Below are 13,006 nucleotides of genomic sequence, written 5' to 3' on the forward strand. Positions count from 1 at the left end.
TGTGATCTCCAAAGTGCTGGTCGCCAACCGCGGAGAGATCGCGATCCGCGCGTTTCGCGCCGCCTATGAGCTCGGGATCGACACGGTCGCGGTCTATGCCTACGAGGACCGTAATTCGGTGCACCGGCTCAAGGCTGACGAGTCCTATCAGATCGGTGAACCGGGCCATCCGGTGCGCGGCTACCTGTCGGTGGAGGCCATCGTCGCCACCGCCGAGCGGTGCGGCGCCGACGCGGTCTACCCCGGCTACGGCTTCCTGTCGGAGAATCCGCGGCTGGCGCAGGCCTGCGCAGATGCCGGCATCGCCTTTGTTGGGCCCAGTGCGGCGGTGTTGGCGCTGGCCGGCAACAAATCCCACGCGGTGGCCGCGGCGCGCGAGGCGGGGCTGCCGGTGCTGGCGTCGTCGGAGCCGTCACGCTCGGTCGAGGAGTTGGTTTCGGCGGCAGCCGACATGTCGTTTCCGCTGTTCGTCAAGGCGGTCGCCGGCGGGGGCGGTCGCGGGATGCGCCGGGTCGCCGACCTCGACGGGCTGGCCGAGGCGGTCGAGGCGGCTAGCCGGGAAGCCGAATCGGCGTTCGGGGATGCCACGGTGTATCTCGAGCAGGCGGTGATCAACCCGCGCCATATCGAGGTGCAGATCTTGGCCGATACCCACGGCAACGTTGTGCACCTGTTTGAGCGGGACTGCAGCGTGCAGCGCCGCCATCAGAAGGTCGTCGAGTTGGCGCCGGCGCCGAACCTGGATCCGGTACTGCGGGACAGCATCTGCGCCGATGCGGTCGCCTTCGCCCGTCACATCGGCTACAGCTGCGCGGGCACGGTGGAGTTCCTGCTCGACGAGCGCGGCCACTACGTGTTCATCGAGATGAATCCGCGAATCCAGGTGGAGCACACGGTCACCGAGGAGATCACCGACGTGGACCTGGTCTCCGCACAGTTGCGGGTCGCCGCCGGGGAATCCCTGCAGGACCTGGGGCTGGGTCAGGATGACATTGTTTCGCACGGCGCGGCGCTGCAGTGCCGGATCACCACCGAGGACCCGGCGAACGGATTCCGGCCCGACACCGGGAGGATCACCGCCTACCGCAGCCCGGGCGGTGCCGGCATCCGACTCGACGGCGGCACCCACCTGGGTGCGGAGATCAGCCCGCACTTCGACTCGATGCTGGTCAAGCTGACCTGCCGGGGCCGGGATTTTCCGACTGCGGTGAACCGGGCACGCCGGGCGATCGCCGAGTTCCGGATCCGGGGAGTGTCGACGAACATCCCGTTCCTGCAGGCGGTGCTCGACGATCCCGACTTCCGGGCCGGCAAGATCACCACGTCGTTCATCGATGAGCGCCCGCAATTGTTGACCTCACACGCCTCGGCTGACCGCGGCACCAAGATCTTGACCTACCTGGCCGACGTCACGGTCAACCAGCCCCACGGTGCGCGACCATCGGCGGTCTACCCGCGCGACAAGCTGCCCGAGATCGACCTGTCGAGCACCCCGCCGCCGGGATCTAAGCAGCGGCTGATGAGGCTGGGGCCGGAGGGGTTCGCCCGCTGGTTGCGGGAGTCGCCGGCCGTTGCCGTCACCGAGACGACGTTCCGGGACGCGCACCAGTCGCTGCTGGCCACCCGGTTGCGCACCAAAGGCCTGCTCAATGTGGCGCCTTACATTGCCCGGACCACTCCGCAACTGTTGTCGATGGAGTGCTGGGGTGGGGCGACCTACGATGTGGCGCTGCGCTTTTTGAAAGAGGATCCGTGGGAGCGGCTGGCGGTGCTGCGCGAGTCGCTGCCCAACATCTGCCTGCAGATGCTCCTTCGGGGCCGCAACACCGTCGGCTACACCCCCTACCCGGAGTTGGTCACCTCGGCGTTCGTGGCAGAGGCCACCGCAACCGGCATTGACATCTTCCGGATCTTCGATGCGCTCAACAATGTCGACTCGATGCGCCCGGCGATCGACGCGGTGCGCGAAACCGGCAGCGCGGTAGCCGAAGTCGCCATGTGCTACACCGGTGACCTGACCAACCCGGCCGAGAACCTCTACACCCTGGACTATTACCTCAAGCTCGCCGAGCAGATCGTCGAGGCGGGCGCGCACGTGCTGGCGATCAAGGACATGGCTGGGCTGCTGCGGCCTGCGGCGGCCACCACCCTGGTCGGTGCGCTGCGCAGCCGCTTCGACCTGCCGATCCACGTGCACACTCACGACACCCCGGGTGGGCAGTTGGCCACCTACGAGGCGGCCTGGCAGGCCGGTGCCGACGCCGTCGACGGGGCGGCCGCGCCGCTGGCCGGCACCACCAGTCAGCCCGCCCTGAGCTCGATCGTGGCTGCGGCGGCCCACACCGAGTACGACACCGGCCTGTCACTTGCCGCGGTGTGCGACCTGGAACCCTATTGGGAAGGTGTGCGAAAGGTCTACGCGCCGTTTGAATCCGGTCTGGCAGGACCGACTGGCCGGGTGTACCGGCACGAGATTCCCGGGGGCCAGCTGTCCAACCTGCACCAGCAGGCCAAGGCGCTGGGGCTGGCCGACCGGTTTGAGGAGATCGAAGCCAACTACGCCGGGGCCGATGCGGTGCTGGGCCGGCTGATCAAGGTCACCCCGAGCTCGAAGGTGGTCGGTGATCTGGCACTGGCCCTGGTCGGCGCCGGGATCACCGCCGAGGAGTTCGCGGCCGACCCCGCACGCGTGGACATCCCCGACTCGGTGATCGGCTTTCTGCGCGGGGAACTCGGCGAGCCGGCCGGCGGCTGGCCCGAACCGTTGCGCACCAAGGCGTTGGCAGGCCGGGGCGCGGCGCGGGAGGTGGAGCAGCTGTCCGCCGAGGACGAGGCTGCGTTGGCGGTGCCCGGGACGAAGCGGCAGGCGACCCTGAACCGGTTGCTGTTCCCCGGCCCCACCAAGGAATTCGAGGAACACCGCGATCTCTACGGCGACACCTCGCAACTGTCGGCCAACCAGTTCTTCTACGGGCTGCGGCAAGGCGAGGAACACCGGGTCCGCCTCGAGCGCGGCGTGGAACTGCTCATCGGGCTCGAAGCCATCGCCGAACCGGACGAACGCGGGATGCGCACCGTGATGTGCATCATCAACGGCCAGCTGCGGCCGGTGGAGGTACGCGATCGCAGTGTGGCCAGCGAGGCGCCGGTGGCCGAGAAGGCCGACCGCTCCCAGCCCGGTCACGTCGCCGCGCCGTTCGCCGGCGTGGTCACCATCGGGGTCTCGGAGGGGGAGCGGGTTACCGCGGGGCAGACCGTGGCCACCATCGAGGCGATGAAGATGGAGGCCGCCATCACCGCGCCGGCCGACGGCACCGTGGAGCGGGTGGCGGTCGCCGAGACCGCCCAAGTCGAAGGCGGTGACCTGCTGGTGGTGCTGAGCTGACCCGCATCGTCGGCGGCGTCGCGGGCGGGCGACGCATCACCGTGCCACCACGCGGGACCCGTCCGACCACCGACCGGGTGCGTGAAGCGCTGTTCAACGTGCTCGATGCCCGGCTGGACCTGGACGGGATGGCGGTGCTGGACCTCTACGCCGGCTCGGGGGCGCTGGGATTGGAGGCGCTGTCGCGCGGTGCGGCCAGCGCGCTGTTCATCGAATCGGACCGCCGCGCCGCCGACGTGCTGTCCGGCAACATCGCCACGCTGGGATTGCCCGGCGCGACACTGCGGCGCGGCACCGTGGCCGCGGTGCTGACCGCGGGCAGCGCAACACCGGTGGATCTGGTGCTGGCCGACCCGCCCTATGAGGTTCCCGCCGCCGACATCGATGCGCTTCCGGGTCTCTTGGTCACCGGCGGCTGGGCCGGCCCGGGCACCGTGGTGGTGATCGAACGCGCCGCCACGAGCCCGGCGGTGGCATGGCCGGAGGGCTGGAATGTCTGGCCGGATCGCCGCTACGGCGACACCCGGTTGGAGCTGGCCGAGTTGGTCTAACCCGTGCTGCTAGCGTCATGGACCATGAGTGGCGCGGTATGCCCGGGTTCCTTCGACCCGGTGACCCTCGGACACGTTGACATCCTGGAGCGCGCTGCCGCCCAGTTCGACGAAGTGGTGGCTGCGGTGCTGATCAACCCGGCCAAAAAGGGCATGTTCAGCCTGGAAGAGCGCCTGGAGATGATCGCCGAGGCCACCGCGCACCTGCCCAATGTGCGCGCTGAATCCGGTCAGGGCCTGGTGGTCGACTTCGTCCGGGAACGGAAACTGACCGCGATCATCAAGGGCCTGCGCACCGGCACCGACTTCGAGTACGAGCTGCAGATGGCGCAGATGAACAAGCACATCGCCGGTGTCGACACGTTTTTCGTGGCGACCACACCGCGGTATTCGTTCGTGTCGTCGTCGCTGGCCAAAGAGGTGGCGTCGATGGGTGGAGACGTTTCCGACCTGCTGCCCGAGCCGGTGAACCGGAGACTGGCCGCGAAGCTTGGTTCTTATTAGCGAAGGGGCGCCCGGCGAACGGATTGTCCGGTAGAACGCTGGGGTGTTCGGCTGCGCTGGCTCAAAAATCCGATCGGCTAGCGTTGCAGTCGTGCTGGACGTCGTGACGTTGGACTCGGCGGACCTTGACTCGCTCGACCGTGCGCCGCAAGCGTTCTCGCAGGTCCTCGGATCACTCGAACGCAACGCTAATCATGTCTGCGGCGGGGCGCTGCGCTACGCCCCATTACTTGCGAGGCGGCATGCCCGGCGAGATTGCCTGGACCCGCACAGCCGATAACGCCGGCAACGATCCGCAGGCCGCTCATGACAACCTTTCCGCCGAGCTGCGAACTCTGTTCGCGCAATCCGGGGCTGGTTCATTGCGTGCACATCACCCGATGTAGACAGTCAGCGGCGCCGTGCTGCTGCGGATGCGAGTACCGAACTTGCGGTGCATGCCTGGGATATGCCTAAGCGCCCTCGATGCCACATCAACGATCGACAACGATCTTGCTTCCTACATTCTCGATCGTGCGACCCCGATCCTGCGGGCACAGCGCGAACCCGGATACTTCGCGCACGTCGAACCAGCGAATCCGGACGCCCCCGCCTCGGCACGGCTGCTGGCTCTCACAGGAAGGTTCACGCCTTGACAATCCCACGGTCCACCCAGCTGCCCCTCGGCCCGATCCACAACATCGGACAATTCCCGTTTGGTTTTCCGGCCGGGATCTTCACGATGCGCTAGGAGCGGGTGGCGCGAACGATTTTCTTGGCCCCCAATGTCTTTGGGTTCTCCCGACGGCCACCCTAGTTGACGGTCGGTGGTGGTTGTGGTTGGAAGGGCTGGTACCACCACCATTGGGCGCGTTCGCCGGTGGGTCCGGGGCAGGGCGCGACTGTGGGTGGAGGGCCGGTGGGTGGTCGTGCCAGCGATGCTGAGCTCAGGGGCCGGCCGGTGTGGTCGGTGACGGTGAGTTGGTCGGCGGGCCCGGTGATGATGATGAGGCCGCGGTGGTGCAGTCGGTGGTGATACGGGCACACCAGTACCAGGTTGGACAGCTCGGTGGGGCCGCCGTCTTCCCAGTGCTGGATGTGGTGGGCGTGCAGGCCGCGGGTGGCGCCGCACCCGGGGACCACGCAGGTTCGGTCGCGGTGCTCGAGGGCGCGGCGAAGCCGGCGGCTGATCTGGCGGGTGGTTCGGCCGGCGCCGATCACCTCGCCGTTGCGCTGAAACCAGGCCTCATAGGTGGCGTCGCACAACAGGTAGCGGCGTTCGGCCTCTGACAGCAGCGGGCCCAGGTGCAGCGCTGCGGCCCGGTCTTTGACGTCGAGGTGCATGACCACGGTGGTGTGGTGTCCGTGGGGGCGGCGGGCGGCTTCGGTGTCCCAGCCGGTATCGATCAGGCGCATGAACGCATCTGCGGTGGTCGGCAACGGGGGCCGCTGACCCGATGCGGGGCCGTTGTCGTGGTCGTGTTTCCACTCGGCGATCAGGGCATCGAGATGGGACTGCAGGGCGGCGTCGAATTTCGCCGCGTCGACGGTGTCGAGTTTGATCCGCCAGCAGCTGCCGTGTTCGTCGCTGGTCTTGGTGATCGACCGTGCCGGTTCGGGGCGGGGTTCGGGTTCGGGGCGCGGTTCGAGTCTGACCGCGGTGCGCAGCTGGGTGACCGTGGCGACGCTGGCCAGTTCGGCGTAGTGCGCATCGGAGCCATCGGCGGCCCGGTCGGCGATGACCCCGACCTGATCCAGGGACAGTTGACCGTCGCGCATGCCTTGGGTGCAGCGGGGGAATTCGGCGCGCCGGTGGGCGATGGTGGCGACTGTTTTGGCGTTTCCCGGGGACACACCGGTCTTCCAGGCCACCAAGGCCGCGATGGACCGTACGCCGGTGGCTCCCCACAGCCGGTCGCGCTCGATCTCGGCGACGATGTCCACGATGCGCCCATCGATGGCATTGCGCTGACCGGTCAACTCCGACAACTCGCCGAACAGCACCTCAAGCCGCTGGTCAGGGCGCAACGCGGCGGTGCCGGGCGGCGCAGGCGGTGCGGTCGAGGACATGACGTCATCATGGCAGTGGGGTACGACAAGTCCGGGCTACCCGACTCGCGGAGGGGTGCGGTGATCATCTGCATCAAGACGGAGCGACGCGTGTGACTATCCGGGCGGCAACCCCGGCCGCTCCGTCGTCGCCTCTCGCATCCGGGCGAAACCGCTCGTACAGCCCAACACGCGCAGTGCGACTTCGGCAACGGTCCACGGATAATCCGGCGGGCACCCCCCGTCATCGGAGCGGCGGTTGATGACCGACTCCACCAACCGGAACGGCAGATCGTCTGCCTCGGGCGGCCCGTCGTGCTCGGCGATCACCGCACATGAGAGCTCACGGTAGTGGTCCCGTAACGCCTCCCGGCGGCGCCGGAACGTGGCGAAGCGCTCCACGCGCAGTTCGGGGAGCAGATACAGGCTGCCCAGATTCCACGCCCCACTGCACAGCTGGGCGGTGTCGGCGACCACGAGGGTGTGCAGCCGCGGAGCCGCCGGGCCGTCCTCGGCGCGCAGCTCGGCCGCCAGTTGTAGCGAGGCGTCGACGGTTCCGGCCAGCAGCGCGTCAAGAATGTCCTCCTTGGCGGCGAAGTGGTGATACAGCGAGGCCTGCCGCATCCCGACAGCCTCGGCGATGCGCCGCGTCGACGTGCCGGAGTAGCCGATGGTGGTGAACAACTCCGCTGCCGCATCGAGGATTTCGTCGCGCGCGCTGTCGCCCGGGCGACGAGAGGCCGTCAAGCGGGGGCGGCCTCGTCGATCGGTGTTCATGCACTACACCTATCACGCGGCAAACCCGTGCGACGCCCTTTTCTGTCAATTGATAGGAAACGTGTTAGGGTCCGGTCATGAGCACCGACTCGACCAGTGGAGCCCGCTCACACGCCCGCGCCCAGGCGCAGCACGCCGAGCTCCGGATACCCGCGACGCCGCACGACGTCGACCCGTCGACGCTGGTCTGGGCCGAGTCGATCCCACCGCACGGCTACGCCACCAAGGTGCTGGCCCGCGGCAGCCGGATCCGGCTGATCGACGTCGACGGCGGGGCGTGCGCGCACCTGCTGGCCCATCGCGCCGACGCGCCATGGGAACGGCTCAATGTCGCCGACACCATGAAGGTGCCCTGGCAGGCCTACCTGGGCGCCGGCCACCCGCTGCTGTCGGATCAGGGCCGCTTGCTGGCCACCGTCATCGCCGACTCCTCCGGTCACCACGACCTGCTGTGCGGGCCCGACGCCGCCGGCCGGCGGCTGCTACTGCTGGCCGCGCTCAAGCACTGCATGGATATCCGCGATGTCGCGCCATCGGTGGCGCTGTTCTGCGGTGTCCGGGTCGATCCTGCCAGCGGCGCACTGGAATTCACCGGCTCTGCCGGTGCCGGGGCGTTCATCGACCTGTTGATCCACCTGCCGGTGGTGCTGTCGCTGGCCAATACCGCGCACCCCCTGGATCCCGAGCCGACCGTGACCGCACTCGACGTGCTCGCCTGGAAAGCCGAGGACCAGTTGGCCGGACCACTCAATGCCGATCCGGAATACCTGCGCGCCTGGGAGAACACCGACGCGGTGGTGCGGGCATGGTGACCGTCAGCGACGAGGTGGTGCCGGCCCGCGAGCCCTGGTCGAAGGTGGTGCGCGCCGGGGAGCGACTGCAGATCATCGACCTGCGCGGCAACCAGGCGGTGGACTGCCTGCTCTACGACGCAACCGATCACACCCGGCGCTACAGCGCCCAGGCCACCGTGGCCGCCCAGCGCAACATCTTCGTGGGCGCCGGTTCGGTGCTGCGCGCCGCCGACGGCTCCGCGCTGATGACCGTCGTCGCCGACGACGTCGGCAACCACGACACCATCGCCGGGGCCTGCTCGCAGGAGTCCAACACCCTGCGCTACGGCCATCACACCGCCCACCAGCACGCCTGCGTGGAGAACTTCCTCGCCGAGGGCGCCAGATACGGCCTGGGCAAGCGCGACCTGGTCTCCAACATCAACTGGTTCATGAACGTCCCGGTCGAACCCGACGGCACGTTGGGCATCGTCGACGGGATCTCGGCGCCGGGCAAGAGCCTGACGCTGCGGGCCGAGATCGACACGCTGGTGCTGGTGTCGAACTGCCCGCAGATCAACAACCCCTGCAACGGCTTCGACCCGACCCCGGTCCGCATGGTGATCACCCGCGAATGATCGGCATCGAGGTGGTGCGTCCGGGCATGTTCACCACCGTGCAGGACTGGCCCGGTCGCATCGGCTACTGGCATGTCGGGGTGCCGCCGTCGGGGCCGATGGACGACCTGTCATTCCGCATCGGCAACCGGGTGCTGGGGAATCCGGAGGGGGCGGCCGGTCTGGAGTGCACCCGAACCGGGCCCGCCCTGCGGTTCGCCGACCCGGCGTGGATCTGCGTCACCGGGGCACCAGCGCCGGTGAGGGTGGACGGCGTCCCGGCGCCACAATGGCAGTCGGTGCGGGTGCCCGCCGGAGGCCTACTCGAGATCGGCGCCGCGCCCGGCCCGGGGTTGCGCTGCTATCTGCTCATCGAAGGTGGACTGTCCGAACCGGGGTTCCTGGGCAGCGTGGCGACTTTCACCCACGGCGGGTTCGGAGGCCACCGCGGCCGGGTGTTGCGCGGGGGAGACCGGCTCACCGCCTCCGGCCGGGGCGGCGCCGCACCGGCGTTGGGCCGCGCTCCCGGCGAGACCCAGCCCAGCATCGGCTCGCACTGGGAGCTGGCGGTGACCGAGGGCCCGCACGCCGCGCCGGAGTTCTTGACCCGCATCGACATGACCACTTTGGCTACCACCGATTACACCGTGCACTTCAACTCCGACCGCACCGGAGTGCGGCTGATCGGCCCGAAGCCCAGGTGGGCCCGGCCCGACGGGGGAGACGCCGGGCTGCACCCGTCGAACATCCACGACACCGCGTACTGCGTTGGCGCGCTGGACTTCACCGGCGACACCCCGATCCTGCTGGGGCCGGACGGGCCCAGCCTCGGCGGTTTCGTCTGTCCGGTGACGGTGGCGCGAGGCGACCGCTGGAAGCTCGGTCAACTCAGCCCCGGTGACACCGTGCGCTTGGTGCCGGTGCGCGCCGATCACACCCCGCCGCCGACCGCGTTGGGGGCGCGACGGCGGGCGGCATCACCGGTGGTGTTGTCCCGCTCCGGGGACGGTGACGACGGGGTGTTGCGGCGCTACACCGGCCGCGACGGGACGGCCGTCACCATGCGGCGCTCCGGCGACGGTGGAGTGTTGCTCGAATACGGGCCCATGACACTGGATCTGGCGTTACGGGCGCGGGTACAGGTGGCTTACGACACCCTGCGCCGGCAGGGGTTGCCCGGGCTGGTGGAACTGACACCGGGGGTGCGGTCCCTGCAGGTCCAGTTCGACACCGAGCAGATCTCCTGCGCCGAGGTGATCGAACAGCTGACCGCCGTCGACGAGGCGCAGCCGCCCTGCGACGAGCTCGTGGTGCGGAGTCGCTCGGTGCGCCTCCCGTTGAGCTGGGACGACCCGGCCACCCACGAGGCGATCCGCCGCTACACCTACGGTGTGCGCCCCGACGCGCCGTGGTGCCCGTCGAACATCGAATTCATCAGGCGCATCAACGGACTCGATGACACCGCGGCGGTCTACGACGTCGTGTTCGGCGCGCAGTACCTGGTACTCGGCTTGGGTGACATCTATCTCGGCGCGCCGGTGGCGACCCCGCTGGACCCCAGGCACCGACTGGTGACGACCAAGTACAACCCGGCTCGCACCTGGACGCCGGAGAACGCGGTCGGCATCGGCGGTGCCTACCTGTGCATCTACGGCATCGAGGGGCCCGGCGGCTACCAGTTCGTCGGCCGCACCACCCAGGTGTGGAACCACCGCCACGCGACCGCGGGCCTTTTCGATCCCGAAACGCCGTGGCTATTGCGCTACTTCGACCGGATCAGCTTCTATCCGGTCGGCGCCGACGAGTTGTTGGAGTTGCGTGCCGATATGGCGGCCGGGCGCGGCCGGGTCGCCATCACCGACGGCGAGTTCTCGCTGGCAGACCACCAGCAGTTTCTTGCCGACAACGCCGAGGCCATCGCCGAATTCCGCCGGCGACAGACGGTCGCCTTCGCCGCCGAACGCAGCGCCTGGCATGCTGCCGGTGAAATCGCCTGCGGTTAAACCAGTTTCAGTGAATCATCGCGGCACAGCACGAAAAAGTACGGCCGGGGCGAACCGCGCAGATCCATGGCGCCGATCACCGCGTCGTCGGAGAGCCGACGGAAGACGTCGTTGATCGGGGCCTGGTCGTAGAGCATCGTCGCGCTGTCGACTCCCCGATAACGCGTGGTGCGCAACCGGGCCTTGGCCGAACGGACCCGCAACAGCGGCTGCAACCGGGTGATCGGGGCGGCGAACGAGCGCTTCTTCAGCCCGGGCAGCTTCGTCGCAGGCCCCAGGACACTGAATGCCAGCACCGGGTTGAACGCCCAGAGCGCGGAACCGTCCCGGGTGGGGAACAACAGCGGATGGACGGTCTCGGCGTCGACGAACTGCTTGCCCCACCAGCCGCTGGCGGCCAACAGCCCGTCCAGTGGGTGCCCGGTCGGCAACTCGGCGCCCCGCCAGGTGCCGAGCATGAAGCCGGGGTCCACGGCCTCGGAGGCATCGAAGACCTCGGTGGCCTCGGCGGCGGTCGTCGGCACACGCGAGAACAAGTCCTGCACCATGCGAATCACCGTACTTGACAGATGTCAACGGGGGCCTCAGAGCACCACCGTTTCGTTGGCCACCCGGATCACCCGGTCCTGGCAGTGCCACTGCACCGCCCGCGACAACACCGCCCGCTCCACGTCGGCGCCGAGTCGCACCAGGTCGGTCACGGTGTGGGTGTGGTCGACGCGCACCACGTCCTGTTCGATGATCGGCCCCTCGTCGAGCACCTCGGTGACGTAGTGCGCGGTGGCGCCGATCAACTTCACGCCGCGCTCCCGCGCCCGCTGATACGGCGCCGCACCGATGAACGCCGGCAGGAAGGAATGGTGGATGTTGATCAGCGGGCATCCCACCGCCTCGATGAACTCCCCGGTGATGATCTGCATGTAGCGCGCCAGCACCACCAGGTCGACGTTGCCGCACAACAGTTGCAGCTGACGCTGTTCGGCCTCGGCGCGGATGTCGCGGGTGGCGGGGATGTGGAAGAACGGCACCCCGAACGGGCGGACTTGCTCGGCCAACTCCGGGTGATTGGAGATCACCATCACCACGGTCATCTCCAGTTCGCCGCGACGGTTGCGCCACAGCAGATCCAGCAGGCAGTGGTCCGCCTTGGACGCCATGATCGCCACCCGCTTGGGCTTGGCGGCCTCGGCGAAGCGGTAGTCCATCGCGAACCGCTGCGCCACCGTGGCGCCGAACCGCTGCTGGAGGTCGTCGATGGCGGCGGGCAGGCCCGGCAGGTGAAAGATCGCCCGCTGCACGAACGTGCCGCCCTCCGGGGCGGTCGAGTGCTGATCCAGCGAGATGATGTTGGCGCCGGCGTCGGCCAGGAAGGCGCTGACCGAGGCGATGATGCCGTGGCTGTCGGGGCAGCGCAGCAGCAACCGCCCGATGTCCGCGGGCGGCTGGCCGTCGGTTCGCGGTGGATAGGCCTGAGTCATGACCGCCCTTCGCCGATCTGGATTTCAACGGGTCAGGCTACCGCTGAAGTGGAAGAGAATCCGACACACCGGGCGGATAACGCAGTCACACGCGTAACAGAGGGCACACTAGTAACAACAACTATGCCTGGAGGGTGCTGCCGTGTACCGAGTGTTCGAAGCCCTTGACGAACTGGGCTCCATTGTCGAAGAAGCGCGTGGCGTGCCGATGACGGCCGGCTGCGTGGTGCCCCGCGGCGACGTCCTGGAACTGATCGACGACATCCGCGACGCGATACCCGGGGAGCTCGACGACGCCCAGGATGTGCTCGACGCCCGCGACTCGGTGCTCAACGAGGCCAAGGAGCACGCGGACTCGATGGTCAGCTCCGCCACAACCGAATCCGACTCGCTGGTCAGCCATGCCCGTGCCGAGGCCGACCGGCTGCTGGCCGACGCCAAGGGGCAGGCCGACCGGATGGTGGCCGAAGCACGCGCCCACAGCGACCGGATGCTCGGCGAAGCCCGCGACGAGGCCGCCCGGTTGACCGCGACCGCCAAGCGCGAATTCGAGACCGCCACCAGCCGTGCCCAGGCCGAATGCGACCGGCTGGTCGAGAACGGCAACGCCGCCTATGAGAAGGCGGTGCAGGAGGGCATCAAGGAACAGCAGCGGCTGGTCTCGCAGAACGAGGTGGTGACCTCCGCGCGGGCCGAGGCCACCCGGCTGATCGACTCGGCACACGCCGAAGCCGACCGGATGCGCGGCGAATGCGACATCTACGTCGATGCCAAGCTGGCCGAGTTCGAGGACTTCCTCAACGGCACCCTGCGCTCGATCAACCGCGGTCGTCACCAGCTTCGCACCGCCGCGGGCACCCACGACTACGCAACTCGCTGACCGGCCGAGC

The 13,006-nt window shown here is 68.5% G+C and carries 11 protein-coding genes; 7 read left to right on the forward strand and 4 right to left on the reverse strand.

Annotated features, from left to right (window positions below; all coding sequences use genetic code 11):
• Position 1 precedes the first annotated feature (1 nt).
• Genes G6N19_RS16805 through coaD form a run of 3 tightly spaced genes read left to right on the forward strand, consistent with a single transcriptional unit; the run spans position 2 to position 4,440 of the window.
• A complete protein-coding gene (locus G6N19_RS16805) occupies positions 2-3,385 on the forward strand; it encodes a pyruvate carboxylase (RefSeq protein WP_193465327.1) in 3,384 nt (1,127 codons plus the stop codon).
• Positions 3,382-3,936, forward strand: coding sequence for a 16S rRNA (guanine(966)-N(2))-methyltransferase RsmD (gene rsmD, locus G6N19_RS16810; RefSeq protein WP_041318274.1), 555 nt, complete (start codon positions 3,382-3,384; stop codon positions 3,934-3,936). Before G6N19_RS16805 ends, rsmD begins: the two co-directional genes overlap by 4 nt.
• Positions 3,937-3,960: 24 nt before the next feature.
• On the forward strand, positions 3,961-4,440 hold the full coding sequence (gene coaD, locus G6N19_RS16815) for a pantetheine-phosphate adenylyltransferase (RefSeq protein WP_013829597.1): 480 nt from the start codon (positions 3,961-3,963) through the stop codon (positions 4,438-4,440).
• A 792-nt stretch (positions 4,441-5,232) separates the two neighbouring features.
• Here coaD and G6N19_RS16820 read toward each other — a convergent pair.
• Both G6N19_RS16820 and G6N19_RS16825 read right to left on the reverse strand, forming a co-directional pair.
• On the reverse strand, positions 5,233-6,489 hold the full coding sequence (locus G6N19_RS16820; RefSeq protein WP_193465328.1) for an HNH endonuclease signature motif containing protein: 1,257 nt from the start codon (positions 6,487-6,489) through the stop codon (positions 5,233-5,235).
• Positions 6,490-6,585: 96 nt separating this feature from the next.
• Positions 6,586-7,245, reverse strand: coding sequence for a TetR/AcrR family transcriptional regulator (locus G6N19_RS16825; RefSeq protein ID WP_193465329.1), 660 nt, complete (start codon positions 7,243-7,245; stop codon positions 6,586-6,588).
• 77 nt (positions 7,246-7,322) lie between these two features.
• On the opposite strand from G6N19_RS16825, the gene G6N19_RS16830 reads away from it, so the two are divergent.
• Genes G6N19_RS16830 through G6N19_RS16840 form a run of 3 tightly spaced genes read left to right on the forward strand, consistent with a single transcriptional unit; the run spans position 7,323 to position 10,638 of the window.
• Positions 7,323-8,057: a DUF1989 domain-containing protein gene (locus tag G6N19_RS16830; protein WP_193465330.1), complete on the forward strand. Its 735-nt coding sequence runs from the start codon at positions 7,323-7,325 to the stop codon at positions 8,055-8,057.
• A complete protein-coding gene (locus G6N19_RS16835) occupies positions 8,051-8,656 on the forward strand; it encodes an urea amidolyase associated protein UAAP2 (RefSeq protein ID WP_083040645.1) in 606 nt (201 codons plus the stop codon). The genes G6N19_RS16830 and G6N19_RS16835 overlap by 7 nt, the downstream gene beginning before the upstream one ends.
• Positions 8,653-10,638 (forward strand): 5-oxoprolinase/urea amidolyase family protein, encoded by a 1,986-nt coding sequence (locus G6N19_RS16840; protein ID WP_193465331.1) that lies wholly within the window; start codon positions 8,653-8,655, stop codon positions 10,636-10,638. The genes G6N19_RS16835 and G6N19_RS16840 overlap by 4 nt, the downstream gene beginning before the upstream one ends.
• Here the strand turns inward: G6N19_RS16840 and G6N19_RS16845 are convergent.
• Positions 10,635-11,186 (reverse strand): DUF4334 domain-containing protein, encoded by a 552-nt coding sequence (locus G6N19_RS16845; protein WP_083040648.1) that lies wholly within the window; start codon positions 11,184-11,186, stop codon positions 10,635-10,637. The two genes, G6N19_RS16840 and G6N19_RS16845, sit on opposite strands and share 4 nt — an antisense overlap.
• A gap of 36 nt (positions 11,187-11,222) precedes the next feature.
• Positions 11,223-12,116: a formyltetrahydrofolate deformylase gene (gene purU, locus G6N19_RS16850; protein WP_193465332.1), complete on the reverse strand. Its 894-nt coding sequence runs from the start codon at positions 12,114-12,116 to the stop codon at positions 11,223-11,225.
• Between the two features lie 142 nt (positions 12,117-12,258).
• On the opposite strand from purU, the gene sepIVA reads away from it, so the two are divergent.
• A complete protein-coding gene (gene sepIVA, locus G6N19_RS16855; RefSeq protein ID WP_083040651.1) occupies positions 12,259-12,996 on the forward strand; it encodes a cell division protein SepIVA in 738 nt (245 codons plus the stop codon).
• Positions 12,997-13,006 lie beyond the last annotated feature (10 nt).

Source organism: Mycobacterium novum (assembly GCF_010726505.1).
In the GTDB taxonomy this organism is placed as follows: domain Bacteria; phylum Actinomycetota; class Actinomycetes; order Mycobacteriales; family Mycobacteriaceae; genus Mycobacterium; species Mycobacterium algericum.

Excerpts from the sequence above, each read along its gene's own strand:
- G6N19_RS16820 (WP_193465328.1), bottom strand. The coding sequence starts at position 6,489 with ATGTCCTCGACCGCACCGCCTGCGCCGCCCGGCACCGCCGCGTTGCGC.
- G6N19_RS16835 (WP_083040645.1), top strand. The coding sequence starts at position 8,051 with ATGGTGACCGTCAGCGACGAGGTGGTGCCGGCCCGCGAGCCCTGGTCG.
- G6N19_RS16825 (WP_193465329.1), bottom strand. The coding sequence starts at position 7,245 with ATGAACACCGATCGACGAGGCCGCCCCCGCTTGACGGCCTCTCGTCGC.
- coaD (WP_013829597.1), top strand. The coding sequence starts at position 3,961 with ATGAGTGGCGCGGTATGCCCGGGTTCCTTCGACCCGGTGACCCTCGGA.
- purU (WP_193465332.1), bottom strand. The coding sequence starts at position 12,116 with ATGACTCAGGCCTATCCACCGCGAACCGACGGCCAGCCGCCCGCGGAC.
- G6N19_RS16840 (WP_193465331.1), top strand. The coding sequence starts at position 8,653 with ATGATCGGCATCGAGGTGGTGCGTCCGGGCATGTTCACCACCGTGCAG.
- G6N19_RS16845 (WP_083040648.1), bottom strand. The coding sequence starts at position 11,186 with ATGGTGCAGGACTTGTTCTCGCGTGTGCCGACGACCGCCGCCGAGGCC.
- G6N19_RS16830 (WP_193465330.1), top strand. The coding sequence starts at position 7,323 with ATGAGCACCGACTCGACCAGTGGAGCCCGCTCACACGCCCGCGCCCAG.